The sequence below is a fragment of the Gottfriedia sp. ABJ_BB2_2 genome, from assembly GCF_055484705.1.
This window is the reverse complement of sequence record NZ_JBVFKR010000007.1, coordinates 79,181-103,835: the sequence shown is the minus strand read 5'-3', so window position 1 is coordinate 103,835 and position 24,655 is coordinate 79,181. Positions and strand designations below refer to the sequence as shown.

General features: G+C 33.8%; 29 protein-coding genes. 6 read left to right on the top strand and 23 right to left on the bottom strand.

Annotated features, from left to right (window positions below):
- Nucleotides 1–69 precede the first annotated feature (69 nt).
- Entirely contained in the window at nt 70–1,365 is a 1,296-nt protein-coding gene (locus ACX6U0_RS15670) for a methyl-accepting chemotaxis protein (RefSeq protein WP_464960821.1), read from the top strand.
- Between the two features lie 66 nt (nt 1,366–1,431).
- Here ACX6U0_RS15670 and ACX6U0_RS15665 read toward each other — a convergent pair whose 3' ends face one another.
- The 3 genes from ACX6U0_RS15665 to ACX6U0_RS15655 all read right to left on the bottom strand — a co-directional run bounded on the left by ACX6U0_RS15665 (nt 1,432) and on the right by ACX6U0_RS15655 (nt 4,317).
- A complete protein-coding gene (locus ACX6U0_RS15665) occupies nt 1,432–2,301 on the bottom strand; it encodes an alpha/beta hydrolase (protein ID WP_464960820.1) in 870 nt (289 codons plus the stop codon).
- 722 nt (nt 2,302–3,023) lie between these two features.
- On the bottom strand, nt 3,024–3,704 hold the full coding sequence (locus tag ACX6U0_RS15660; RefSeq protein WP_464960819.1) for a DUF975 family protein: 681 nt from the start codon (nt 3,702–3,704) through the stop codon (nt 3,024–3,026).
- 67 nt (nt 3,705–3,771) lie between these two features.
- Nucleotides 3,772–4,317, bottom strand: a complete 546-nt coding sequence (locus ACX6U0_RS15655) for an NUDIX domain-containing protein (protein WP_464960818.1) — start codon at nt 4,315–4,317, stop codon at nt 3,772–3,774.
- Nucleotides 4,318–4,404: 87 nt separating this feature from the next.
- On the opposite strand from ACX6U0_RS15655, the gene mciZ reads away from it, so the two are divergent.
- Nucleotides 4,405–4,554, top strand: coding sequence for a Z-ring formation inhibitor MciZ (mciZ, locus tag ACX6U0_RS15650; protein WP_087999315.1), 150 nt, complete (start codon nt 4,405–4,407; stop codon nt 4,552–4,554).
- A gap of 37 nt (nt 4,555–4,591) precedes the next feature.
- Entirely contained in the window at nt 4,592–5,500 is a 909-nt protein-coding gene (locus tag ACX6U0_RS15645; protein WP_464960817.1) for an aldo/keto reductase, read from the top strand.
- 25 nt (nt 5,501–5,525) lie between these two features.
- Here the strand turns inward: ACX6U0_RS15645 and ACX6U0_RS15640 are convergent, their stop codons facing one another.
- Complete coding sequence (locus ACX6U0_RS15640; RefSeq protein ID WP_464960816.1) at nt 5,526–6,032, bottom strand: GrpB family protein; 507 nt, start codon at nt 6,030–6,032, stop codon at nt 5,526–5,528.
- A gap of 232 nt (nt 6,033–6,264) precedes the next feature.
- Between ACX6U0_RS15640 and ACX6U0_RS15635 the strand changes: the two genes are divergently transcribed.
- Together ACX6U0_RS15635 and ACX6U0_RS15630 are read left to right on the top strand one after the other, a co-directional pair.
- Nucleotides 6,265–6,729: a MarR family winged helix-turn-helix transcriptional regulator gene (locus ACX6U0_RS15635; RefSeq protein ID WP_464960815.1), complete on the top strand. Its 465-nt coding sequence runs from the start codon at nt 6,265–6,267 to the stop codon at nt 6,727–6,729.
- 18 nt (nt 6,730–6,747) lie between these two features.
- Complete coding sequence (locus tag ACX6U0_RS15630; RefSeq protein ID WP_464960814.1) at nt 6,748–8,265, top strand: MFS transporter; 1,518 nt, start codon at nt 6,748–6,750, stop codon at nt 8,263–8,265.
- A gap of 176 nt (nt 8,266–8,441) precedes the next feature.
- Here ACX6U0_RS15630 and ACX6U0_RS15625 read toward each other — a convergent pair whose 3' ends face one another.
- The 12 genes from ACX6U0_RS15625 to ACX6U0_RS15570 all read right to left on the bottom strand — a co-directional run bounded on the left by ACX6U0_RS15625 (nt 8,442) and on the right by ACX6U0_RS15570 (nt 18,714).
- On the bottom strand, nt 8,442–8,660 hold the full coding sequence (locus tag ACX6U0_RS15625) for a tautomerase family protein (protein ID WP_464960813.1): 219 nt from the start codon (nt 8,658–8,660) through the stop codon (nt 8,442–8,444).
- Nucleotides 8,650–9,420 carry a 2-keto-4-pentenoate hydratase gene (locus ACX6U0_RS15620; RefSeq protein ID WP_464960812.1) on the bottom strand — a complete coding sequence of 257 codons (771 nt, stop codon included), beginning with the start codon at nt 9,418–9,420 and terminating at the stop codon, nt 8,650–8,652. Before ACX6U0_RS15620 ends, ACX6U0_RS15625 begins: the two co-directional genes overlap by 11 nt.
- A gap of 3 nt (nt 9,421–9,423) precedes the next feature.
- A complete protein-coding gene (gene dmpG, locus ACX6U0_RS15615) occupies nt 9,424–10,452 on the bottom strand; it encodes a 4-hydroxy-2-oxovalerate aldolase (protein ID WP_464960811.1) in 1,029 nt (342 codons plus the stop codon).
- A 30-nt stretch (nt 10,453–10,482) separates the two neighbouring features.
- On the bottom strand, nt 10,483–11,364 hold the full coding sequence (locus ACX6U0_RS15610; RefSeq protein WP_464960810.1) for an acetaldehyde dehydrogenase (acetylating): 882 nt from the start codon (nt 11,362–11,364) through the stop codon (nt 10,483–10,485).
- A gap of 14 nt (nt 11,365–11,378) precedes the next feature.
- The gene (locus tag ACX6U0_RS15605) at nt 11,379–12,161 is read right to left on the bottom strand and encodes a 2-keto-4-pentenoate hydratase (RefSeq protein WP_464960809.1); all 783 of its coding nucleotides are present in this window, start codon (nt 12,159–12,161) and stop codon (nt 11,379–11,381) included.
- 19 nt (nt 12,162–12,180) lie between these two features.
- Nucleotides 12,181–13,653, bottom strand: coding sequence for an aldehyde dehydrogenase (locus ACX6U0_RS15600; protein ID WP_464960808.1), 1,473 nt, complete (start codon nt 13,651–13,653; stop codon nt 12,181–12,183).
- A 163-nt stretch (nt 13,654–13,816) separates the two neighbouring features.
- Nucleotides 13,817–14,278 (bottom strand): RidA family protein, encoded by a 462-nt coding sequence (locus ACX6U0_RS15595; protein ID WP_464960807.1) that lies wholly within the window; start codon nt 14,276–14,278, stop codon nt 13,817–13,819.
- A complete protein-coding gene (locus tag ACX6U0_RS15590) occupies nt 14,247–15,287 on the bottom strand; it encodes an amidohydrolase family protein (protein WP_464960806.1) in 1,041 nt (346 codons plus the stop codon). The genes ACX6U0_RS15595 and ACX6U0_RS15590 overlap by 32 nt, the downstream gene beginning before the upstream one ends.
- Nucleotides 15,272–15,811, bottom strand: a complete 540-nt coding sequence (locus tag ACX6U0_RS15585; RefSeq protein ID WP_464960805.1) for a 3-hydroxyanthranilate 3,4-dioxygenase — start codon at nt 15,809–15,811, stop codon at nt 15,272–15,274. The genes ACX6U0_RS15590 and ACX6U0_RS15585 overlap by 16 nt, the downstream gene beginning before the upstream one ends.
- A 40-nt stretch (nt 15,812–15,851) precedes the next feature.
- Complete coding sequence (locus ACX6U0_RS15580; RefSeq protein ID WP_464960804.1) at nt 15,852–16,598, bottom strand: IclR family transcriptional regulator; 747 nt, start codon at nt 16,596–16,598, stop codon at nt 15,852–15,854.
- A gap of 102 nt (nt 16,599–16,700) precedes the next feature.
- Nucleotides 16,701–18,176, bottom strand: a complete 1,476-nt coding sequence (locus ACX6U0_RS15575) for a 4-hydroxyphenylacetate 3-hydroxylase family protein (protein ID WP_464960803.1) — start codon at nt 18,174–18,176, stop codon at nt 16,701–16,703.
- 67 nt (nt 18,177–18,243) lie between these two features.
- Nucleotides 18,244–18,714: a flavin reductase family protein gene (locus ACX6U0_RS15570; protein WP_464960802.1), complete on the bottom strand. Its 471-nt coding sequence runs from the start codon at nt 18,712–18,714 to the stop codon at nt 18,244–18,246.
- 734 nt (nt 18,715–19,448) lie between these two features.
- On the opposite strand from ACX6U0_RS15570, the gene ACX6U0_RS15565 reads away from it, so the two are divergent.
- Nucleotides 19,449–20,177 carry a hypothetical protein gene (locus ACX6U0_RS15565; RefSeq protein WP_464960801.1) on the top strand — a complete coding sequence of 243 codons (729 nt, stop codon included), beginning with the start codon at nt 19,449–19,451 and terminating at the stop codon, nt 20,175–20,177.
- Nucleotides 20,178–20,243: 66 nt separating this feature from the next.
- On the opposite strand, the gene ACX6U0_RS15560 is transcribed toward ACX6U0_RS15565, so the two are convergent.
- From ACX6U0_RS15560 to ACX6U0_RS15530, 7 genes are all read right to left on the bottom strand, one after another.
- Nucleotides 20,244–21,062: an MBL fold metallo-hydrolase gene (locus tag ACX6U0_RS15560; RefSeq protein WP_464960800.1), complete on the bottom strand. Its 819-nt coding sequence runs from the start codon at nt 21,060–21,062 to the stop codon at nt 20,244–20,246.
- Between the two features lie 201 nt (nt 21,063–21,263).
- The gene (locus tag ACX6U0_RS15555; RefSeq protein ID WP_464960799.1) at nt 21,264–21,506 is read right to left on the bottom strand and encodes a hypothetical protein; all 243 of its coding nucleotides are present in this window, start codon (nt 21,504–21,506) and stop codon (nt 21,264–21,266) included.
- A 259-nt stretch (nt 21,507–21,765) separates the two neighbouring features.
- Nucleotides 21,766–22,254: a DUF2798 domain-containing protein gene (locus tag ACX6U0_RS15550; protein ID WP_464960798.1), complete on the bottom strand. Its 489-nt coding sequence runs from the start codon at nt 22,252–22,254 to the stop codon at nt 21,766–21,768.
- 212 nt (nt 22,255–22,466) lie between these two features.
- Nucleotides 22,467–22,892: a GNAT family N-acetyltransferase gene (locus ACX6U0_RS15545; protein WP_464960797.1), complete on the bottom strand. Its 426-nt coding sequence runs from the start codon at nt 22,890–22,892 to the stop codon at nt 22,467–22,469.
- A gap of 188 nt (nt 22,893–23,080) precedes the next feature.
- The gene (locus tag ACX6U0_RS15540; protein WP_464960796.1) at nt 23,081–23,614 is read right to left on the bottom strand and encodes a permease; all 534 of its coding nucleotides are present in this window, start codon (nt 23,612–23,614) and stop codon (nt 23,081–23,083) included.
- Nucleotides 23,611–24,093 (bottom strand): hypothetical protein, encoded by a 483-nt coding sequence (locus ACX6U0_RS15535; RefSeq protein WP_464960795.1) that lies wholly within the window; start codon nt 24,091–24,093, stop codon nt 23,611–23,613. The genes ACX6U0_RS15540 and ACX6U0_RS15535 overlap by 4 nt, the downstream gene beginning before the upstream one ends.
- Entirely contained in the window at nt 24,086–24,427 is a 342-nt protein-coding gene (locus tag ACX6U0_RS15530; RefSeq protein ID WP_464960794.1) for a PadR family transcriptional regulator, read from the bottom strand. The genes ACX6U0_RS15535 and ACX6U0_RS15530 overlap by 8 nt, the downstream gene beginning before the upstream one ends.
- Nucleotides 24,428–24,655 lie beyond the last annotated feature (228 nt).

Below are 24,655 nucleotides of genomic sequence, written 5' to 3'. Positions count from 1 at the left end.
CGAAGAAATAATTTTTTCCGATAATAAGAGTAGATTTAAATTTTATATGGGCAACGGAGGAATTTATTTATGTTTACATTTAAGAAAAAAACAAATCGTAAAGGTGTAACAACTGTAAAAGCTGATCAAGTTAAGGTAATTGTTGATTTATCTCAAAAACATTTAGAACAATTCCAAATGATTAGTTATACAAGTGAAGATATAGCATTAAAAGGTCAGTTTTATTCGACTTTTATTAAAAAGCATGAAAAAGAAATTACTGAAAATGTAATGGAAAGCCTTGGAAGCAAAATGGATACAGTTTTTCGTATTTTAAGTGATTCAGGTGAACCAATTACATTAGTAAAAAAACAAATTGAGTTACATTTTACAACAGTTTATAACGCTTCATTCGTTGATATGATTAAACGATTAACTGCAGTTTATACAGCTAATAACCCTGAATTTTATATTGGAGCTTTCCAATGTTATTTAACAGAGTATATTAGAGTAGCATTCCTTGAAATTGATGATGCGATCGAACGCACAAAATTTATTACAGCTATTATGAAATCATTAAACTTTGAACAACAATTATTTACTCAGTTCGTGAAAGAAAGTATCTTAGAAGAAAATGAAACACATAGTAAGTCTGAAGAAGAATTAAAAGCACAAATTCAAGAAATTGCTGAAGAGCTTGTTGCACTTACTCAACAAACAAATGCAGCAGTTGAAATGCTTGTAGAACAAAGTCACCAAGTAAAAACACAAGTTCATGACTCAAATTCACAAGTAATCAAAACACAAGAAATTGCTGGTACTGGTAAAAACCAAGTAAAAGAACTAGCTGATAGTATTGGCGTTATTTCTACAAACACACAAAAAGTAACAGAAATGGTTGAGCATTTAAATAGCTCTTATCAAGATATTGCCGATGTTATTAAAATTGTACAAAGTATTGCAGATCAAACGAATCTACTATCTTTAAACTCTGCAATCGAGGCAGCGCGTGCTGGCGAGCATGGTAAAGGATTCGCTGTTGTAGCCTTAGAAGTACGTAAATTAGCTGAGCAAACGAAAAACTCAATCTCAAAAATCGAAGAGATTATTGAAGTTTCCAATACTTACTTACACGATGTAGTGACATCGATTAATGATGTATCTGGTATTGTAAAAGACGGTCGTGTTCATGCTGAATCAACACAAGTTTCATTCGTAACAATCGTTGAAGAAATGGGTAAAAGTATTGCAGGTGTAGAAAAAACTGAAAAAGAAATTAATCAGCTAGCTGAAACAATTAATGAAATTGGACAAGCAACTCACCGTGTAACTTCTTCTGCTGAAACATTAATGAATGTTGCAACAAAAACTTTAGTTACGAATTAATTTTTTTACTAAAAGAGCTGTTCTAGTCGATGACTAAAACAGCTTTTTTCATTCATACTGATTGAGTTACTTTTTGAGTAATTCAATTTGATTTCTAATCAACTGACTTATGTTTTTAGCAGTTTCTTTCGTATTTCCGTAGATAGAAGAATGTGTGTAGCCTTGAATTGTTACTTGACTACCTTTTAATGACGCTCTTGCATATTGCAGATGATAATCCTCTACTCTTTGTAATAGTTCAGCTTGATTCTTTTTACTAAATGATAAACCACTTTGTTTTGAAGCAGTCAAAACGAGCAATGGTATATCAATTTGTTTTTTTAGTGCTTCACCAATTTTTTTATTACTATAATAAAGGTTTTTCCATTCACTCACGACTGTTTTCCAGTGTTTTAAGCTTTTTAATGCCCTTAACATTTCTAATCGTTCCTCTGTATGCTGCTTATAAAAATTACTTACAAATTGACTAGGTAAAAGGTTAGTAATCTTAAATTGATTGGCTCTTTTCATAAATAAAGCATATTGATAAAGTAATTTATCATATAATTTTTGTTCATTTTCCTCTAATAGAGGATGAGTTGGGTCAAGAAGAATCATTGATTGAACTCTATTTGGAAATAAATGATTCAGTTGATATGTAATATATGCTCCTAGCGAATGTCCTACAGCAATCAGTGGACTTGAAATATTTAAACTCATTAATAAATCATAGCATTCATAAGCTTGCTGTTCAGTTGATCGTTCACTTGTCCACTTTCCACTTTTTCCATAGCCAAGTCGATCATATGCAATCACTTTAGCATATTGACTAAGCTCCCTTTGCAGATACTGCCACTGATGAAGTGTATGCATCATACCACATTCTAATAAAACGGTAACCTTTCCCTCTCCCATTATCCTTACATGATACGTTCCAAGTTCTCCTGTTACAAACAAGGTTTTCACCTCAGACATAATATTATTTGGTTTATTGTATTCCATTTTCTTAGTTTCTATTTTAACAAAAACTTCTATTAATGAAGAGTATCAAGTTCCACTTTAGATTGCTCACTTTCTAAATAAAGTGCATTGAGTGATTTAATGCATTGCCTAGGGGCACACTTCTGCCTATACAATTACCCCAAAAAAAGACGCCTAAAAAAGTAACGGATTCTCTCCTAGTACGCTAAATGAGATATTGAAAATTATGTTATTTTTAAATTAAAAAGCTCTGTTCATATTAATGGTTGTTTTTAGCAAGATATAATTAGAAATTAGAGTATGAAAAGAGAATCGTTCATTTGAGAGTGATTGGAATGGAAGGTACGAAGACTCCTATGGGAGATGCGGGAAACTTGAGACCCCGCAGGAGGCCCACGGGATGTGGGTCATGCATGCGTTACGACAGGACGTCGTGGTTTTAGCATGCCTACCTTTTGGAGACGCCCCATGGAAAGCGAAGTACCTGGAATGTAAATAACACATTAATTAGCAGGCACAATGGTTATTGTTTATTGTTAATTAATATGCTAATTTACTGTTATTTTTCGCAATTACGAATACCTTGATTTAACAAAAAAAGACAGACCATTTTTGTTAATCGGTCTGTCTTTAGGATATTTAATTTCTCTTTTTTTCTCCCAAAGGAGAACCCGTTACTAAAAAAGCGTCTTTAATTATTAAATTAATTCACCTTTAGCCTCATATGCTTCTTTTACTTCTTCATAGAATTGTGTAATTGTAGCATAGTAGTAAGGGCCAACATATAAAAATGCAATTCCGAAAGTAATGATACCTAATATAAACCACCCGATAAATGATAAACAAAGTAAAAAGTACTTCCACTTGTATCCATCCATCATTCTTCTGCTTAATGTAATTGCATCTAATGGTTTCATATCAGGATGATCTTTTAGGATATATCCAACCTGAGAATAAGCCATTGCTTTAATAATTCCAGGAATCACTAACAATAAAAACCATAGAACCACAAAAATAGTTACAAGAATAGTTGTAAGTGCTGCTCTTACAAATTGGTGACCGCTTTTAAAATAATAGAATAAATCCGAAAAACCACGGTCTTCATCTCTGATTAGTTTTAGTAAATACACCGAAAACCCATAACCAGTTACTGCAGATAGAATCGATGTTATAAATGAAATAATGGCTGTAGGCCCAGCAGGTATCGTTTCTTCGTAACCTAGAAACAATTGACCTTCGTAATATAAGTTTGCTGGTCCATTAAATATCATATGAATAAGACCTTGTATTACACCAAAGAAAATTAGCGTTAAGATTGTTTTTCCCCAATTCCCTGACAATCGTTCTTTGGCTGTTCTCTTGATAGATGATATTTTCATTTTCTCATCCCTTTCCTTTTTAATCTTTACTATTCTATCATCAATATAACGATATATTGACACTTTTTTAATTTTTCTTTAATAATTGTAAGTATTGAATCGCATAACAAGTCTTTGCATCATGAATCGAGCCCTTGTTTAACTCTTCTACACACTCTTCAACTGAAAGCTCTAGCAATTCAACGAATTCATCTTCATCCAATTGTGCACTGTTTTCTAATTTTTTTAATCCTTTTGCGACGAAAATATGTATGTACTCATCAGCAAAGCCTGGTGAAGTATAAAAAGATTGAATATGTTCCCATTCATTAGCTTCATAGCCAGTTTCCTCTTCTAATTCTCTTTTTGCTGTATTGATCGGTTCTTCCCCTTTTTCTAATTTTCCCGCTGGAATTTCTAGTAGACTTCTTTCTAATGCTTTACGATACTGCTCTACTAATACAATTTTTCCATCTTCTGTAATCGGAATGATGGCAACAGCGCCAGGATGTTTTACGATTTCGCGAGTACTTGATTTACCATTTGGCAATTCAACTTCTTGATGATAAAGAGAAATAACTCTTCCTTCAAATATTTTTTCTTCAGTCAGTGTTTTTTCTTCAAATTTTTTCATTTTTTTCATCACCTGTTCTAATTTGTATAGTTTTCACATACATTTTATCACTAAATTATATAAATTGCGTAAAATTGGGGGAGCAAAATGAAAATGTCTCGAACGAACACATCCGTTATTTTAGTTGGGTCAAAAACAGAAATTTTAAAAACACTTCAAGTCATGAGTCAACAATATGAAACAGTACAAGAGTGGATTAAAAAGTCTGATGGCCGGGCCCTATATGTTGTAAAATAAATTCCGATTCCCTACAATTAGGATTGGAGGGATTATGATGAAAAAAAGAATGCTCGGTTCAACTCAACTAGAAATTAGTGAAATTGGTTTAGGTTGTATGTCATTAGGTACAAATGAAAATGAAGCAATTCAAACTATCCATGCTGCACTTGATGCTGGAATTAATTATTTAGATACTGCAGATTTATATGATTTTGGCCAGAATGAAGAAATAGTTGGGAAAGCATTAAAAGGTCGAAGAGACGAGGTTATATTGGCAACAAAGGTAGGAAACCGATGGACTGATTCACAGGACAAATGGTCATGGGACCCATCAAAGAAATATATTATACAAGCTGTAAAAGAAAGCTTGCGCAGATTAAATACTGATTATATAGATTTGTATCAGCTTCACGGTGGTACAATTGAAGATTCATATGAAGAAACAATTGATGCTTTTGAGGAACTTGTTAAAGATGGTTACATCCGTCATTATGGCATCTCCTCCATTAGACCGAATGTCATAGAACGATTTGTCAATCATTCAGCAATTCAAAGTGTAATGATGCAGTATAATTTACTTGAACGTCGCCCTGAAGAATTTTTCCCATTATTTGAAAAACATAAGATTTCTGTCATCACAAGAGGTTCAGTCGCAAAAGGTCTTTTAAGCAGTAATTGGAAAAATAAGCTAACAAGTAAAGGCTACTTACATTATTCTGAACAAGAATGTAGAGAAATGATTGAACAACTTTTAGAAGTTACACAAGATGAACAATCATTACATAGTTTAGCTCTTCATTATATTTTACAACAAAAATCAGTGACTACATTAGCGATTGGCGCTAGAAATAAAGAACAATTAGTTGAAAATTTAAATGCATATTACTCAAAACCTTTAAGTAGTCAGCAATTAGATCAAATAAATGAAATCTGTTTGATCGGAAAATATGAAGAACATCGATAACTCCTTCCTATTTTGGAAGGAGTATTTATTTCTTCCATATACTTGCTTGTTGATCTATCTTTTCTAGAAATTCATTTCTGCCTTTTTTATATTTATTTTCATCGTTTGAAAATTGATTAGCTAATTCTTTTTTTAATCTACTATATTCTAAAGCTTGTTCTGTATGGGCAATCATAAATTCCCTAAATGCAATCCGACGTTCAATTTCAGGGTTTCCTTGTTCAAAAATGTGAACGTGATACCTACAAGCCTCTTCACACTTCATAAAGATTCGTCGTTCTTCTTCGCATGTTTCACCCATCGGCTCATATCCTATAGTACAAAGTAATTTACTATTTTTATCAAACTCTTTTAAGCTTTGTACAGCAATCATTATATCAATGATCGGAACAGCAAACATATTTGGAATGGACGTACTCCCTATATGATAGATTTCTACTTTTTCAGGCAATAAATTTTGTAATTTTTTATTTTCATTATGAAAGTCTTTTTCCCAAGATGATTTATAAGGAACTACATTGATTCGTTTCACAAAAATTACTCCTTTTATCATGTCTTATTTACTAGTGTTACCGACTTTGTCCTGACTAAATCACATGAAATATTGCATTTTTTTACACTCATATGATTAGATTAACTTTTGGTTAAAATCCTGTATATTCCTTCTTTAATTCAATTTGATGTTTTATAATTATCTTACATTATAGGCTAGTTTACTAGACTAATAGTTGATTGTACTTCTTAAATATTAAGGAGGAAAAATGATGTCAGAAGATCAAATATCAAGAGAAGAATTTATTTCATCACTCGTTATGGAAATGCGGAAATTTCATACTTCAATTGTTCTATTTAATGAAGGGATTGCAACAAAGCTTCATCTAAATGCAACTGATTTACGGTGCCGAGAGTTACTTAGCCATACAGGACCAATCACAGCTGGTCAATTGTCTCTTTTAACTAATTTAACGACTGGAGCGATCACAGGCGTTATTAATCGACTAGAAAAAGAAGAATTAGTAGAGCGCATCGATGATCCACATGACCGAAGAAAAGTAATCATTCAGCCCTTATATCACCGTGATGATGAAATTACATATTTATTTAGACCACTAGCTGACTCTCTAACTGATATTTTTGAAAAGTACAATGATGAGGAATTAATATTATTATCCAAGTTTTGGAATGATATCAACATGTTAATTCCTAAAGAGACAAAAAAATTAACATAATCATAAGGGGGAAACTGAATGGTTTCAAAAGAAAGTAAGGTTGGCCTAGTCGTAACCGGATTACTATTAGGTATGTTAATGGCCGCAATGGATAATACAATTGTTTCGGCTTCTATGCCAACTATTGTAGGAGAACTTGGCGGATTAGATCAATTCGTTTGGGTTACATCAGCTTACTTAGTAGCCACTATGGCGAGTATGCCGATATTTGGAAAATTATCTGATATGTATGGGCGAAAAAGATTTTATTTATTAGGTCTTGCCATTTTCTTAATCGGATCAGTATTATGTGGGACTGCAAATAGCATTGAACAATTAAGTATATATCGTGCAATACAAGGAATCGGCGGAGGTTCATTAATGCCGATTGCGTTTACGATCATATTCGATATCTTTCCACCAGAAAAACGTGGTAAAATGACAGGCTTATTCGGAGCTGTTTTTGGATTATCAAGTGTTTTTGGCCCTCTATTAGGAGCATACATTACCGATCAAATTGACTGGCGTTGGATTTTCTATATTAATTTACCATTAGGCATTATCTCCTTATATTTTATTTCTCAATTTTATAAAGAAACGCTACAGTTAAGAAAACTGAAAATTGATTGGCTAGGAGCTATTACATTAGTTGGATCTGTAGTCAGTTTAATGTTCGGACTTGAGCTTGGTGGCAATGAGTATGCATGGGATTCACCTCAGATTATTGGCCTTTTTGTCATTTTCGCTGTACTTTTCATCTCATTTATTTTCATTGAAAGAAAGGCAGAAGAACCGATCATTTCATTTGGTTTATTTAAAAAACAATTATTTGCCGCAACACAAGGAGTTGCTTTCTTCTATGGAGCTGCATTTATTATTACAACTGTTTTAATTCCTCTATTTGTTCAGGCTGTTTATGGCGGAACTGCAACGAATGCTGGTATTATTTTAATTCCAATGATGGTCGGATCTGTTGTTGGTAGCCAAGTGGCAGGACAATCTGTGAGAAAATTTAGCTACAGAGGAATCATGCTAGTTTCAGTTGTTTTATTTTTCTTTGGCATGGCATTGCTAAGCACGCTTGATATTGAAACTTCACGTAAAACTGTTACATTTTTCATGATTATTGCTGGTCTTGGTATGGGTTGTTCATTCTCATTACTGAGCATGGCAACGCAACATAAAATTGAACCACAAAAACGTGGAATCGCTACATCTACAAATACATTCTTTAGAACATTAGGAATGACAATTGGTGTAACCATTTTCGGTTCTATTCAAAATCATGTGTTTAAAAATAACTTAAGCGATGCACTTGGTAGTATGAAAGGATTTGCTGGAAACATTGATTCTCGTGCATTATTATCAGCTGATGCAAGAGCCCAAATTCCACCAGAAGTTCTTCATAAAATTACCGAAGCAATGGCAAATTCAGTTGCAACTACTTTTAAATGGACATTAGTTCCCATCATATTAGGTTTTATCGCAATTATACTAATGGGTAAAGAACGATTATCTGTAGAGATTGCTGAAAATAGAGCTAAAAAGGCGCAATAATAAATTGGAAGACTGCCTGAAAACGCTTGTCTTTCGAGACGTGAAGGCTGGTGAGGAGCGGAGTTACCTTGGACGGTAATGAGCACCGCAGATAGTCGAAACAACGAAGAAAGCGAGCGTTTGGCAGGCAGTCTGAAATGCCATATCAATTTAGATATGGCATTTTTATTTTTTATTTATCTATTAGATAATTCTGCTTTTGATATTCCACCAACAGACCAATTTTCTTCTTTGTACTCATTTAAAAGAATTCTAACTTGATCAGGTGAAACATTCAATATGCGACACACTACTTCATTCATTTCCTTCATCAAGGTATTTTTAACGTCTGAACTTCTTCCTTCTAACATCTGAACTTGGATAATTGGCATTACAAGTCCCCTCTCACTTTTCAACTCGTAATGTCATATTTTCTAATCCTTCAAAATGTGCTTCTATAACATCCCCTGTTTCAACATGGACTGCCTCTGTAATCCCACCTGTTAATATAATCATACCTGCATCTAATTGGTATCCATTTTTACTAATCATTTTTACAAGTTTAACGACAGATTCAACGGGGTGATTTAATACATCAGAGCTTATCCCACTTTGAACTTTTGTTCCATTTTTATATAATTCAACATTTATTTGTTCCCATGATGTGTATGTAGGAGAATATGTTTTTTCTCCAAGAATGAATTTAGAAGATGAAGCATTATCTGCCACCACATCTGTTAACGTAAAGGAGAAATTCTTGTAACGACTGTCAATTACTTCTAATGCTGGTACAATATACTCTGTTGAATTCCAAACATCCTCGGCTGTAATATCAGAGCCGAATAACGGTTTATTCAGAACAAAGGCAATTTCAGGTTCAACACGTGGATGAATTGTTCCTTCCATATGAAGGACTGAAGTTTGTAATTCCATTGACTGCGTTAATCTTCCGTAGATTGGTTCATCAACATTTACTGATTTTTGTTTTGCAATACTTGTTAAGCCCATCTTCCATCCAATAAGTGGATCACCATTTTTAATGGCATAATCAATACTTACCTTTTGAATTTCATAAGCATTAGTAACATCTAATTCTGGATAATGATTCGTAATTTTATCCATTTCTTCACCATTTTTTTGATGTAAATAGATTTTATTCGCAATTTCCGTGATCATACCTTATTCCCCCTTCAATAAAATCGCTCTTTCATTTGCTATTTTGCTAGCAACATCCTGAATCATATCTTCTTGTCCGCCTACAACTCTTTGTTTTCCTAACTCTACCAATATATCTCTTGCATCCACATTCCACTTCTTTGCAGCTCGGTTCGCATGAAGTAGAAAACTAGAATAGACTCCAGCATAGCCTAAAATTAAACTACCTCTTGTAATCTCTTGAGGTGTATGTAAAATCGGTGCCACGATATCCTCAGCTAAATCCATCATTTTATAAAAATCAATTCCTGTTTTTATGTTTAATCGTTCTAGTACACCAACTAAAACTTCCGTCTGGGTATTACCAGCTCCAGCTCCTAAGCATCTTACGCTTCCGTCAATTCTTGTTGCACCTTCTTCGATCGCCACTAATGTATTGGCCATTGCTAATGATAAATTATTATGCGCATGAAATCCGACTTCAACTGAAAGAGCTTGTCGTAATGCCGCTATACGATGCTTTACCTCATGTGGTAGGAATGCACCAGCTGAATCAACCATATAAACAACATCTGCACCATAACTTTCCATGAGTAATGCCTGTTCAACTAGGTTTTCTAGTGGAACCATATGAGACATCATCAAAAACCCTACTGTTTCAAGACCTAGCTCTTTTGATTTAGAGATGTGTTGTTTTGATACGTCCGCTTCAGTAACATGCGTTGCTATACGTGCCATTTTTACCCCTAAACCAGCAGCAACCTTTAATTCCTTTACAGTCCCAATTCCTGGTAAAAGCAAAACGGCTATTTTTGATTGTTTACAAGTATCAACTGCTGCTTCAATTAGTTCGAATTCATTGGTTGTGGATAATCCGTACTGTAATGATGATCCACCTAATCCATCACCATGTGAAACTTCGATATAAGGAACATTTGCTTCATCAAGTGCTTTTGTAACACTAACAACTTGATCGACTTTATATGAATGTGCGATTGCATGACTTCCATCTCGAAGAGCCACCTCTGTTATGAGGACATCTCTTTCATTCATTCTACATCCCTCTCAATCTATTAAATAAGATTAAACTGTTTTTGCTAAATCATACTGTGCAATTTCTTCTGCAACTTTTACTGCAGAGGCAGTCATAATATCTAAATTACCAGAGTAGCTAGGTAAATAGTCTCCGGCACCTTCTACTTCTAAGTGAACGATGACAGTATTGCCTTCTATCATTGGTTCCATTCTTAACCGATAACCTGGTACATAACCACTGACTTTTTCTATCATCAAATGAATTGAATCTATGATTTCTTCAGGATTAAATGACTCATTTTCTAATACACAATAGACAGTATCTCTCATCATAATTGGCGGCTCTGCAGGGTTTAAAATGATGATTGCTTTCCCTTTTTTAGCACCACCTATTTCTTCTAATCCACGTGCAGTCGTTTCTGTGAATTCATCAATATTGGAACGTGTACCTGGACCTGCACTTTTACTGCTAATAGTAGCAACAATTTCAGCGTAATTTACTTTAGCTACTGTACCAATTGCATGTACAATTGGGATCGTCGCTTGGCCACCACATGTAATTAGATTGACATTACCTTCCGTAATATGGGCTCCAATATTAACAGAAGGTACAACAAAAGGTCCAAGTGCAGCAGGTGTTAAATCTATTACTCTTTTCTCTAAATCACTTAAAATCTTTGCATGTAAAATATGCGAATTTGCAGAAGTAGCATCAAATAACAAATCTGCTAATTCTTTTCGCTCTATAAAACCTTCAATCCCATTTTCGATGACTTCTAATCCAAGTTCTCTAGCACGTCTTAATCCATCAGATTCTGGATCAATCCCGATCATTGTCGTTAATTCAAGAAAATTATGACCTTGGAGCTTCATCATTAAATCTGTTCCAATATTCCCTGACCCGATAATACCAACCTTTAATTTACGCATTATTTACACCTCTTTTATGAAAATGAAATTGAGACATCACCTAATAATGGGAATTTTGCAGTAAAAGTATCACCAGCGCTTGCTTGAATTGCAGCAGATAGTGCACCTGATAAAATAACCTCTCCTGCCTTTAACGAAATACCAAATTCACTCAGTTTATTTGCTAACCAAGCAACACATGTAACCGGATTTCCTAAAACTGCATTTCCTTTACCAGTGTTCATCAACTCACCGTTTCGATACAATTCCATCATGACATTAGGTAAGTCAATTTCATGAATATCAAAACGATGATTGCCAACTACAAATAAACAACTTGAAGCATTATCAGCCACTGTATCTTCTAAACGTATTTTCCAATTTTCAATTCTACTATCAACTACTTCAATTGCAGGGACGATGTAATCAGTTGCATTGATTACATCTTCAATTGTTACATTTGGTCCAACTAAATCCTTTTTCAATACAAATGCAATTTCTGCCTCAACCTTTGGAGCAATCGTTTCATTTATTGAAACTTCGCCACCATTTTCTATCATCATGGTATCTAATAAATGCCCATAATCTGGTTCATCAACACCTAATAACTCCTGCATCGCAAGGGATGTTAAACCAATTTTTTTACCAACAATTTTATGTCCTTGGCTTAATTTACATTCAATATTTGCTAACTGAATTTGATAAGCTTCCTTGATCGTTAAATTTGGATGTTGTTCAGATAGTGGTTTCATACTACTTCTATCTCTTTCTGCATCTAACAAAAGCGTTGAGATTTCATCTATTTTAGTTGTTTTCATATTCATCACCTTTCAAATCTTATAATTTAATTGTGATATTGGATAACTCACTATAAAACTCAAAACTATGAATACCACCTTCACGTCCAATCCCACTTTGCTTCATTCCTCCAAAAGGTGTACGTAAATCCCTTAAATACCATGTATTAACCCAAATAATCCCCGCTTCAATTTGATGTGCAACTCGATGTGCTTTTCGAAGATCATTCGTCCAAATCGTTGCACCTAAACCATAATGAGTATCATTTGCCCGCTCAATGACTTCATCCTCAGAATCAAATGGTAACACTGTCACTACAGGACCAAAAATTTCTTCCTTCACACATCTAGAGTCGTGACTAAGTCCGCTAATAATTGTAGGTGAAATAAAATATCCATTTGAAAGATTCTCAGGTCTGCTACCACCAGTTAAAATTGTTCCTCCATCTTCTTTCGCTAATTGGATATATGATAATACTTTGTCATAGTGCTCTTTTCCAATTACAGCACCAACTTTAGTGCCCTCTTCAAATGGATCACCAATTTTTAATTCTTTTGTTTTCTCTACAAACTTATCAAGAAATTGTTGATAAATTGAGCGTTCAATATAAATTCGTGAACCACATAAACAAACCTCACCTTGATTCATAAACGAAGATTTTAATGTTGTTTCAATTACTTCATCAAGATTAGAATCTGCAAAAATAATATTTGGATTTTTTCCACCTAGCTCAAATGAAAGCTTTTTAAGTGTTGGTGCTGCTGCTTTCATAATCGCAGTTCCTGTTTTCGTTTCCCCTGTAAAGGTGATTGCATCAACATCAGGATGTTCTGTTAAAGCTGACCCTGCTCCATTTGCGCCAAATCCATGGACAATATTGATGACACCATCTGGTACACCTGCTTCTTTACATATTTCTGCTAAAATTGTGGCTGTCATTGGTGTTAACTCTGCTGGTTTCATCACTGTCGTATTTCCCGCTGCTAAGCAAGGTGCTAGCTTCCAAGTTAAAAGCAACAATGGAAGATTCCATGGATTGATCATTCCTACAACACCGACCGGGCGGCGATATGTATAATGCAATGCGGTTTGATTTTGCATATGACTCTCTGTGCCTAATGTTGTAATATAATCTGCAAAAAAATAAAAATTGTATGCTGAACGAGTAATATCTACCTCTAGCGCAAGTTCATATGGCTTACCTGTATCCATTGCTTCTAAAGCTGCAAGCTCTTCCTTTCGTGCAAGTATTCCATCACCAATTTTTCTTAAAACATTTGATCTTTGCTCATTCGTAAAATGTTTCCACTCACCTTTTAACGCTCTTTTAGCAGCTTTTACGGCCAAATCAATTTCTAGTTTTCCGCCTTCTGCAATCGTTCCTAACACTTCTTCTGTCGCTGGATTTATGTTTGCGAATGTATTTTGATTAAAAGAAGGAATATATTGACCTTCTATAAAATGCTTACAATCTATCGGTAATGTTTTATTTTTGTTCAGTTGTACTTGCATAATAGACACACCTACCATTCTTTATAAAATAAAAGGTGACACGAATGTCACCACAGACTATTAGAAACCTATTGCTTCGCTGTTTATGGTAATTCTACTTATTACCGTTCTATGCCCCTTAAACGTCCTCTATTAATCTAATCTTTTAGTTTACTTAGCCTACTTACTCTTCTATTTCTACAATCATCTCAATTTCTATCGCTGTATTATTCGGAAGCTGAGCCATTCCAACTGCTGAACGGGCATGTTTTCCTTGTTCACCAAACACTTCAACGAGTAAATCCGAAGCACCGTTCATTACTTTTGGCTGCTCGGTAAACGAATCTGTACAATTCACAAAGCCTAATATTTTAACAACTTTCTTAATTTTTGAAAGTTCACCAAGTTCATTTTTTAATGCGCTTAATAAATTTAACATCGATTGACGCGATGCTAGGTACCCTTCTTCAATCGTTAAATCGCGCCCAAGCTTACCATGGAATTCATCTACACCTTGACCTGCTGTAAAAATTAGATTTCCCGTACGAACAAGGCTTACATAATTACCAACAGCTGGCCTTGCAGGTTTTAATGTATATCCTAAAGTGTTCATTCTATCTTCTGGAGTCAATACTTTGTTTTCCATATTGTAAGTTTGTCTCCTTTATATTTAAGAATGCTAATGCGTTTTTACTAAAGATTGCTTCTCTAAATTCACTACTGATATCCTGCAATCGATCGATTATTCGACCTGGTGGTACCTCTCTTAATAAAAACGGATAATCCGAACCAACAACAATCTTTTCATAACCAAATTTATCAATTAAAAACTGGATATTTAAAGGATCATAGTGTAGGGAGTCAAAATAAAAATTTTGAACATAATGACTCGGCGGCTTTGACGTTTTTCTAAGATGCGGCCATACTTCCCAACCTTGATCTAATCTCGGTAATATAAATGGAAATGAGCCTCCACCATGTGCAAAGCAAATTTTCAAATTCGGATATTTTTCAATGACTCCACCAAAAGTTAAACTAGCAGCTGCTAAAGCAGTTTCACTCGGCATGCCAACTGTATACATAAAATTGTGGTCTGGCGTACGATCCTTTGCCAAGGTTTCCCAAGGGTGAATAAACAGCGGTACATTCCATTTTTCAGCCATTTCGAAAAATGGTTGAAACTGCTCACTATCTAAATTCACTCCATTCACATTTGTTCCAATTTCTAGCCCATGTAGTCCTAATTCATGGATACAACGGTCCATTTCTTTAATCGCAACTTCTGAATCCTGCATTGGCACTGTGCCTAATCCAAGAAACTTTGTTGGATATTTATTAACCGTTTCTGCAATAAAATCATTTTGAATGATCGCCATTTCTAAAGCTGCATGAGGAGGTGCCCAGTAAGAAAATGTTACTGGGATAGGGGATAAGACTTGCATACTTACCCCTTCTTTAGCCATATCCTCGATCCTTTTTTCAGCGCTCCAAACTTGGTCAGTCACTTCTCTAAAGACTTTACCGCCAACCATTATATTTGCACCGCAGGAACATGTAGGCTGCAAAATTGGCCAACGTTCATGCCCATATTTTTCAAAGAAATTTGGTAATTGTCCCGGAATGATATGTGTATGAAAATCTATACGCATACCCATTCATCCGCTTCCTCTTTCATGACATGGCCGCAATGCTTACATGTTCTTAGCTCTAAACTGCCATTAAATTGTTCGATTGCTTCCTTTACTTGCGTACCTATATCTGTTAATTGAACAGTTGTTTTATGCATTTCTAAATTACATTCATCACAGTGCCATACGAAGCTTTCTAATTCACCAACGGCTCTTTTTCTTTCAATTACAATTCCATACGAATCCTTTACTCGATGTGGTGAATGTGGCACAAATGAAGGTAGCATAAATATTTCACCTTCTCCTACCGTAACCACCTCACGCTTTCCTTCGCCAGTAATACATTCAACATAACAGCTTCCTTTAATTTGATAGAAAAATTCATCAGCCGGATCAACATGGAAATCCCTACGCTTATTTGGGCCACCAATAATCATGGCAATATATTCTGAATCCTCCCAAATAACCTTATTGTTTACAGGTGGTTGTAATAACTCTTTATTGTCCTCTATCAATTTAACAATATTGAAAACTCGACTTTTAAGATTCATTTTTATCCTCCTAGGCTTTGTTTTTTGTAACCGTTTACAATTATGTGTTTATATATCCTAATTGATTTGAGACTAACTTAGCGGTCTTCACTACATCTTGCACCATTCGTCCAATATCTTGACTCATCATATAGGAAACTGGCCCTACCATGTTTAATGCCGCAAAGGTGTGTCCTGCATACGTTTGAATCGGTGCAGCGATCCCAAATAAACCTAAATCATTTTCATTATTACTTATGCTATATCCATTTTCTTTAATAGCTGCTAGTTCCTTTTGTAACGTATCAATACAAGTTATTGTATTTGTTGTATATGCGGTTAATCCTCTTTCAATTGTTGGCTTAATATATTTGGGATTATACGAGAGTAATATTTTCCCTGTGCTCGTACAATAAGCTGGTCTTTTCGCCCCTACAAAAGTAGGTACCGGTATTGAATTTTTTGAAGAAACCTTTAGTACAAATCTTACATTTCCAGCATCAAACATACCGATATGTACAGTTCCATTGTAGTTTTTCAGTAGATTTTCTAGTAAAGGAATAGCCTCACTGTATATGTCTTGTTGATGCATAACATGATTACTCCACTCTAATAACTTCCAACCTAAACGGTATTTCTTTTTACTATCTTGCATTAAAATCCCGAGCGAACACAATGTTCTAACTAAATGGTGTACAGAACTAGCATTCATATTTAATTTTTCAGCTATTTCTAAATTTCCTAAGACTGGTTCATCTTCTGTAAAGCAATCTAATATTCTAGAAATCTTATGAACTGAAGAGATCATGAGATGTTCCCTCCCAACGAAAGCCAAAAAATTTCATAAACACCCAACCTTCTAAAATTAGTCGTTTCATTTTAGAATTCGCTAGATGATTGTATTGTCCTTTTAAATTGGTTCACCTATTAATTTATTCGCACCATTTAATGCATCATCAACCATTGTAAATGTTTTTTTACGCTTCATTTGATTATAGAAGATTGCTCTTTTTCTAATTGGATCACCTGTGTAATATCTCTCGTATTGAAGGGCTCTTTGTCCAAATGCCTCTCCACATAAATCCCATGCCAGCTTAAATAATTGCACTCGCTCAAGAGACGAAACGCCTTCTCTACCTACATAATATTTATCCAGTGAATTTCTTAATTCAGGATGATGAAAGTCTGCTTCAGTAGGTGACATTAATAATCCACCAGCACCTATTGTTTGAATTACTTCGATCGCTCTTGGATACATTGTTGGTAATAATCCTCGAATTGTTTCTAGCGGTTCCATTGCCGGTCTTACTTCCCCTGAAGGTAACGTTTCATATTCATTCTCTGCTGTACGCAATAGTGCTCTGATTGTTTCAACGGATTGAAGAAGCTCTCCTAAATCATTTTGAACATTTAAATAGCAATCTACACCAATTGAATCAGCTAGTTTACAAGCTACTTCTGTAGCAAATGCTAGTTTAATATAGCCTCTAATGCCAGATTGATGGGCAGGTTGCTGGGCAATGCCTGTTTTTGGATATAGGTTATTTGCTGCTTCAACATTATTATGGATAAATACACGATTCCAAGGCACTAATACATCTTCAAAAACTAATACTGCATCCATTTCTTCAAATCTGGAAGCTAAAGGATGATCAAAGAATGATCTCTTTCCATCTTGCATTTGTTCTCTACAAATAATCTTCAAGCCTGGTGTATCAATTGGTAAAGCAAAAGCTAAAGCATATCGCTCATCACCTTCATGGAACCCAGGGAATGAATAAATAATAACTTCATCTGTAATTGGAGCAAGCGTAGCCAGCATCTTTGCTCCTCTAACGACTAAGCCTTCAGCAGTTTCCTCAACTGCTCCTAAATGAGTAAAGAGATCTTTTTGCTCATATGAGGGCTTGCTTCTGTCATTTTGTGGATTGATAATGGCATGGGTTAAAAATAGATCCTGATCTCGGACAAATTTAAAATAATTTTGGACATTTTTAGACCATTCAGGATTGTATTTATCCAAAAACCAAGCATTACTTGCCATAGAAGTCAATACAACATTTAAGAAATCTGGGGTTCTTCCCATTAATCCAAAAGTTGATTTTGCATACGCTTCAAATAATTCACCGCGAGCTTTAATATCTTCAATTGTTTTTGGCACTAAAAATGAATTTGAAATTCTTTCACCAGTTTCACTACAAATATGTGTAATTTTCTCTTGATATTCTGCATCAAATTGCAAATCAAATAATTTCGCAATTTCTAAGATTGGTTGTTTAAAAACTGGATGATTCACAAGATCGTCAACCTTTTCACCGCCAAGCCATACTTCAGGTTTTCTTGACTTTAATCCTTCAATATACGCTGCTCCAGTACGAATTCCCACTAAACTTCCCCCTTATCGCTTTAACATATTTGAATAAAATTGATAACTCTTCAAACAACTAAGATGACTAAGATTGATTAACTTTTGTATTTAAAAACGATCCATTAAAGAACATTAAAGCGCTTTCATTTTCGTATGAAAACTCTTTAACTTCTCCAACAAACAATACATGATCTCCACCGTCATATTCCTTCCAAGGTAAGCATTCGATTGTTGCTAAAGCACCACCAATTTTTGGACCTATCATTGTGTCTTCCCAATTGATGACTAGATCGTCTTGAGGACGACCAGCAAATTGCCAAGCAATATTTTCTTGAGTAGAAGCAAGAATATTCACGATAAATGCTCTATTTTTCAATCCTTGTAAAGCTTTTGCTTTTTTATCAATTGACACTAAAACAAGTGCTGGATCTAATGATACAGATGTAAATGAATTAACCGTAATTCCACTTCTGTTTCCATCATCATCTTTAAACGATACAACAGTCACTCCAGTAGCAAACTTACCAAAGCAATTCCTTAATTCTCTTGTATCCATTTTATAAAGCACCTCCCATCATGTTTTTTAAATCTAAATTCACTATAATTAATTTAAAAATTATGAACAATCAAATAATTTCACATTATGAAATTTAATATATTTCTTAAAAGAAAAATTCTGACTTTTTCTTCAGTAAATAAAAAGTAGTGATTTTTTCAGTTTTCAAAGACTAAAAATGAAAGAGCATGCTGAACGTAAGCATGCTCTTTTATTAAAAAACTAAGGAAAGTAAATCAATAGAGTTTCATAACATATTAATATAGCACTTTTGTTTTCACAAAACTTTTATTGAACTAATTTTTCGTTAAAAATATCTGTGAGATGGACTCCAACTTTGAGATGCACCTTTAACTCTTTTTACTTTACTCCTACACTTTGGACATATGACATAAAAAGATTCAGATTACTACTTATGAACCACTTATATACCATCTATTAACTTTCTCGAATGACATGACATAGTTTTCACCCAATTTACCATTTACTATATAAGCTATCGTTTTCCGATATTTTCATCAATTTATCATAATAACAAATAAATTTTTACAGTCATATCAAAGGCAGTCTCAAACAAATTTCTCTTGCTAATGATTGGATATAAAATGTGGTTTGACTATATTTTCCGTACGCTTTTTCCCTAATAGTTGATTCGTCGAATTAAACCTGCGTTCCCCCTTCTGTTTTTTGTGCATAATTTATCGTATCAATAATGAAAGGAGGGAGAAAAATTCATGGGATTATTTATTAATAAACATGATCATCCAGATGTTTATAAAAATATTGAAAAAATTCAGGCCCAAAATCAAAGTTTAGTTCGACATACTGCCTTAACAGAGCTTATAAAAGAACAACAATTGAGTAATATGAACCTAGCAAATTCAATCGCTGAACTGAAACCCCAATATGAACAGCTAGAAGAGATGCAAACCACTCAGTGGAATCGAATGAAAGAACAAATAAATGATCTAATTGTTAGTAGTCGTAACCGTGAGGATTTAGAAAATATGATGTTAAAAAGGTTACATTCAATAGAAGAAAGTGAAAAGTTATTAAAAGAATCGATTAATAATCAAATGAATAATCTAAATGAAACTTATCAAGAATTGGTAAGTCGAATGGATAAAAATGAATCATCAAATGAACATCTCGCTACACTATTGAATAAACAGCTTGAACTGCAAAAAGAAATATCTGATACTCTGAAAAATCAAGAAGAATTCCAAACAGGGGTACTTAATCGCTTAGACACCCAAGAAGCTTTAACCGAAAAAATCTCCCGCCAGCTCAATCATATCCGTTCCATCATTTTTGAACGAACAGACTATATCGCTACTAAATTGGAAGACAGCTATAAAAAAACATCAGCATATGTATATAAACTAATGAATGGAACAGAAAAGCCAACTTATTCCACGTTGGTCAATAGTAAAAAGAAAAAAAATGAACAAAATACTGACTGATCATACCATTCAATATTTAAAAAAAATCCCTGATTTATAAAATTCAGGGTTTTTTATATGTTTGTTTTATACTTTATTTTTATCATTCAAAATCGATGTCACAATGTGTAGCGAATCCCATTCCCCGCTAGAAAATTTTATAATAGGATACTTTTTTGGAAATAGCTTATTACTGATTTCTTCTGCGGTAACGCCTTCTTTTTGTAAAGTTAACACATCATGTTGAAGTGATAATAAATAGTCTTTCTTTCGTTCAAGTGCGGCGCGACCATCCTCTACGAAACCTACATGACTGCAAAAAACATCATCAAAATCATAAGATAAAACCTGCTCTAAAGAATGAATAATGGTTGGGATATGCTCTTCTGCTAATACAACTTTTGTCCGCTCGGTCACATATAAATCTCCAGTAAATAATTGTCCTGTATCACGATTTAAAAATGCATTATGATCTTTGGCATGCCCTGGTGTCTCAATGACATCCCAAGTCGCATTTCTGGATTGAAACTGTTCAGGCATTTCTTGTGCATTAAATGCCTTTCTTCTTCCCCAAAACAGTTGTCGGTATAAAGGATAATCTGCTCTTCTTTTACATTCATCAATCGATTTTCCACTTAAAAATATAGGTAATTTTTTCAATTTTCCAACATAAGCCGCGTTCCCCGAATGATCCTCATGAGAGTGAGTCATCATAACTTGATCAAAATCTGTTTGCTCAACAAACGATTTAACATATTTATGTAAGGACTGTGCTCCAGTGTCAATTAATACACCATCAACTACATAACAGTAAACATTCAAAGTAACACTTTGAAACTTTACGACACCATTCATGTACTTTACGCCGTTTTTCTCACCTGTATATGATTTTTTCTTTAAAAACAATCTAATCCCCTCCTTACGCTCACTAAAAACGTTACAAAAGCTGACCACGATTTACTAAAGTTCGATCGACTATTTTAGGCATTTAATCATTTAAACTAATTTTAATTCGCAATATTCAGAACAATAATAGTATAATTTGCCGTTATACATTGATTAAACGCTTTTTATTATTCCAATTTAGAATGATGCTCAGATTAGTAATTATTGTTTCGAATCTCCGTTTTTACGAAACATCAAATACGCTATTAGGAACAGAAATAAAGGTACGAGTACAAAAAAGTGACTTAGTTCATTAAACACACAAATCCATATATACAAAAATGAAGCAAAGATTCCACTACTAACAAAGGCTTTGACGGACTTTTTCCAGATTCCCCAAATGATTGTTACTGGAACACCAATGATACTAGCCCAAAGCAAGATACTAACAATAAAAAACAACATACTTACCCCTCCTTTTTATACACTTGGAGAATAATACTACTTCTGTAATTCCTACAGTAGCTACTTACCATTAAGGATCCCATTATTTGTTTTTTCATCCATTATAGACTATAGAACATCTGAATGCGAAGTTATTGAACTAAGCTTTACATGCTTTCGTTCAATAACTATTCATTTCAAAAAATTATAGAAATACCCTTTCATTAATCATTTTTTCCGTTAGTTTGCTTACTGACTTAGCAGAAAAAAGATTGTGAATCTATCTACTACTAGACTCCATCATTCTTTGTTTTTTTACGAATTTAGTAAATAAGTAACGGACAACTGGTCCCATAATGAGAAGCTGTATTGGCAATGCAAAAATAAAATTTTTAGAAGCAATCGTAAAGTAACTTTTAAGTAATGATTCTTCTAGACCATTAGATAAATAGGCAGTAACTAGTCCATAAAGAGACATACACAGAACCATTCCAATTACCATAAAAAATGAAATGGAAAGAATCACAAAAAGCTTTTTAGATTTATCAAATGGTAGAGATAAAGCTAATTTTTGAGCAACCGGGCCAACAATAAATGCCTCCAGTAAGAATGCCACAATAAAGCCCAGCAAAAGTTGTACTAGTATTCCTTTAAAGGGAATTTCTCCGATCAAGTCATTTATGATTAAATTGTAAAATGTCATGACCACGACCATCCCAGTGCACATCATTACTCCAAAATAAATATTTTCTTTCCTCGTTGTTGGCATATCCATCATCCTTTCTTTTAACACCTTCGTTATTATAGCGTTAGAGGAAAGGTCTTCATAAGTGAACATTTTGTGAACTTTTCATTGTATAATGAATCTTTTTTCAAATTAAATGTAGACTTTTTTTAAACTTAAGTACCTCTCCGCAAAATAAATAGGACTATCAAATTAGTCCAAATTTATCTTTTTATATCTTGCTAAATGACAATCTCTTAGTCATGAATAAGTTTCTTTTCTAAATAATATTGCTTAAATCCTTTTGGGTGATTTTCTACCATACCCACTACCTTAAAGCCTAGTTTCTGATAAAAGTCTGGTGCTTGAAAGCTAAAAGTATCTAAAAGGATTAGTCTACAATTATTTTCAATTGCTGTTTTCTCGATTTGAAGTAACAACTTTTCACCGTAGCCTTTTCCTCTTAATGACTCGTCCACCCATAGATAATCTATATGTAAATGAAGCCAGTAAATCTTTCCAGTAATGCCTCCAACAATTTCTCCAGTATCATTTCTAAGTATATGACTAACATGAAAGGATGATTGTTTTACTTCATCTGGAAGCAATGATAGATTGTATTCAATTACTTTATTTCGAATAAAATCACTATCCTCTTTTACCCATTGTTTTGATATGTGCATATTTCCCCTCCATTTTAAACGTAATAATGAAATTATGAACTGTGAGCATTGAAAATCTGTTTTCCTGATATAATTCATTATGTATTTCTATTTCATCTTTTAGCTATCCTGCTTGTCAAAATAAAAAACAGCTATTTTACTAATAAAATAGCTGTTCCTCAAAGTACTATTAAGTTAAAAACATTTCGCTACATTGATCTTTCTTCATTCAAATCATATTTCAATAAACTTCTTCCTTCATAAAACTTTTCATAGATTATACCCAATATATAGTAGAATACGAGACCAAAACAAATATGAATTAGTGTAAACTTAATGCCAAATGACGTAAATTCATAGATTGCTGTGGGGATTTTTGCTGTTGTCCAAACCCCGAGAAAAAACACAATATAACGAATGCTTGCTCCCTTTTGTAAAAAAAGTACTGCCATTGGAAAAGCTACGTACAAAGGGCCTGCTGCGACTACTCCTAAAACTAGAGCGAACAACGTGCCATAAATACCAGATTGTTTCCCCATATATTTTATCAATGTTTCTTTCTCTACCCATTTATCTAGTAAACTAACAAATACTAAGACAGGAGGTAATAGAAATAGCATATTTATTAAGCTGTTTCCTGTTAATTGAAATGCCTTCCATCCTAGCCTTTGATTGATAAAGGTAAGGATCACAAGAGCAATTAGTAAAATGATAAAGAAACGATATCTTTTTAATACATTCATCCCATCACCACCCAAATAATATATGCAAATAGAAGTGACATAACGATTCCTGCAGCATTACGTGTATATGCAAAGCCACGACCAAATAATTTTTGTTCCATAGGTATCGTAATGACTCCGACCGCCATCATACTCGACATTAAAGCAGCAACTTGTGGCAGCCCAGCACCATTTTCGACTAATGTATTCCCTAGTGGAAATACAATAAAACTTGGAATTAGTGCAAACGATCCAATGATTGTTGAATAAACAATACCCATCAATCCTGATTTTTCGCCTAGAATTGATGAAATGAAGGATGGTGTTAGGATCGATAGTGAAAGTCCCACGAAAAGCATAATTGATAAAATATCAGGTAAGATATTACGAAACATCTTCCATGACTGCTTTAAAGCATCTTTTGTCTTATTTCTGTCTTTTATAAATGAAATACTGACAAGAATAATGGCAATAGAGTAAAGTATGATTCCATTAATCATTGTTAGATTCCTTCCATACTTGATATTTTTCTAAGAAAAATGATAAATTCTTAATTTTTCTTTCGATATTTATTTGAAATTCTTCTAATTTTTCTTTTCCAACCTCAGTAATCTTATACATTTTTATCGGCTTATCCTGTTCTGATGTACCTAAATATGACTCTATTGCGCCTTCACTTTCTAATTGTTTTAATGTGCGATATAAAATAGAGCTATCAATTGGATTGATGGGAAGCTCTTCCTCACATTTCTGCCAAAGCTTTCCTCCATAGCTATCTCCTTCTGTTAAAAACAGTAAAAGAAATGCACCAGTATGTCTCCCGGTATGCTTCATAATATCTAACCTCCGAAATGTAATGTAATAAAAATTTATTAACTTTAAATCAAAAGTATATACTGTCAATCACATAATACTGTCATTAACAGTATAGTGTTAATAACAGTATATGCAGGTTTCAAAATAAATTCAACTACAATCCACCAAAAATTATTCCAAAGTGATAACCATTACTTGTAAATCAAAAAAACCGATATCCTCTTTGGGAAATCGGCTAAAAACATT

Excerpts from the sequence above, each read along its gene's own strand:
- ACX6U0_RS15535 (WP_464960795.1), bottom strand. The coding sequence starts at position 24,093 with ATGATTAATGGAATCATACTTTACTCTATTGCCATTATTCTTGTCAGT.
- ACX6U0_RS15580 (WP_464960804.1), bottom strand. The coding sequence starts at position 16,598 with ATGATCTCTTCAGTTCATAAGATTTCTAGAATATTAGATTGCTTTACA.
- ACX6U0_RS15565 (WP_464960801.1), top strand. The coding sequence starts at position 19,449 with ATGGGATTATTTATTAATAAACATGATCATCCAGATGTTTATAAAAAT.
- ACX6U0_RS15570 (WP_464960802.1), bottom strand. The coding sequence starts at position 18,714 with ATGGATACAAGAGAATTAAGGAATTGCTTTGGTAAGTTTGCTACTGGA.
- ACX6U0_RS15605 (WP_464960809.1), bottom strand. The coding sequence starts at position 12,161 with ATGAAAACAACTAAAATAGATGAAATCTCAACGCTTTTGTTAGATGCA.
- ACX6U0_RS15545 (WP_464960797.1), bottom strand. The coding sequence starts at position 22,892 with ATGCACATATCAAAACAATGGGTAAAAGAGGATAGTGATTTTATTCGA.
- ACX6U0_RS15590 (WP_464960806.1), bottom strand. The coding sequence starts at position 15,287 with ATGGGTATGCGTATAGATTTTCATACACATATCATTCCGGGACAATTA.
- ACX6U0_RS15630 (WP_464960814.1), top strand. The coding sequence starts at position 6,748 with ATGGTTTCAAAAGAAAGTAAGGTTGGCCTAGTCGTAACCGGATTACTA.
- ACX6U0_RS15530 (WP_464960794.1), bottom strand. The coding sequence starts at position 24,427 with ATGAAGCATACCGGGAGACATACTGGTGCATTTCTTTTACTGTTTTTA.
- mciZ (WP_087999315.1), top strand. The coding sequence starts at position 4,405 with ATGAAAATGTCTCGAACGAACACATCCGTTATTTTAGTTGGGTCAAAA.
- ACX6U0_RS15670 (WP_464960821.1), top strand. The coding sequence starts at position 70 with ATGTTTACATTTAAGAAAAAAACAAATCGTAAAGGTGTAACAACTGTA.
- ACX6U0_RS15660 (WP_464960819.1), bottom strand. The coding sequence starts at position 3,704 with ATGAAAATATCATCTATCAAGAGAACAGCCAAAGAACGATTGTCAGGG.
- ACX6U0_RS15585 (WP_464960805.1), bottom strand. The coding sequence starts at position 15,811 with ATGAATCTTAAAAGTCGAGTTTTCAATATTGTTAAATTGATAGAGGAC.
- ACX6U0_RS15620 (WP_464960812.1), bottom strand. The coding sequence starts at position 9,420 with ATGATCACGGAAATTGCGAATAAAATCTATTTACATCAAAAAAATGGT.
- ACX6U0_RS15645 (WP_464960817.1), top strand. The coding sequence starts at position 4,592 with ATGAAAAAAAGAATGCTCGGTTCAACTCAACTAGAAATTAGTGAAATT.
- ACX6U0_RS15550 (WP_464960798.1), bottom strand. The coding sequence starts at position 22,254 with ATGCCAACAACGAGGAAAGAAAATATTTATTTTGGAGTAATGATGTGC.
- ACX6U0_RS15600 (WP_464960808.1), bottom strand. The coding sequence starts at position 13,653 with ATGCAAGTACAACTGAACAAAAATAAAACATTACCGATAGATTGTAAG.
- ACX6U0_RS15655 (WP_464960818.1), bottom strand. The coding sequence starts at position 4,317 with ATGAAAAAATTTGAAGAAAAAACACTGACTGAAGAAAAAATATTTGAA.
- ACX6U0_RS15540 (WP_464960796.1), bottom strand. The coding sequence starts at position 23,614 with ATGAATGTATTAAAAAGATATCGTTTCTTTATCATTTTACTAATTGCT.
- ACX6U0_RS15595 (WP_464960807.1), bottom strand. The coding sequence starts at position 14,278 with ATGGAAAACAAAGTATTGACTCCAGAAGATAGAATGAACACTTTAGGA.
- ACX6U0_RS15555 (WP_464960799.1), bottom strand. The coding sequence starts at position 21,506 with ATGTTGTTTTTTATTGTTAGTATCTTGCTTTGGGCTAGTATCATTGGT.
- ACX6U0_RS15635 (WP_464960815.1), top strand. The coding sequence starts at position 6,265 with ATGTCAGAAGATCAAATATCAAGAGAAGAATTTATTTCATCACTCGTT.
- dmpG (WP_464960811.1), bottom strand. The coding sequence starts at position 10,452 with ATGAATGAAAGAGATGTCCTCATAACAGAGGTGGCTCTTCGAGATGGA.
- ACX6U0_RS15610 (WP_464960810.1), bottom strand. The coding sequence starts at position 11,364 with ATGCGTAAATTAAAGGTTGGTATTATCGGGTCAGGGAATATTGGAACA.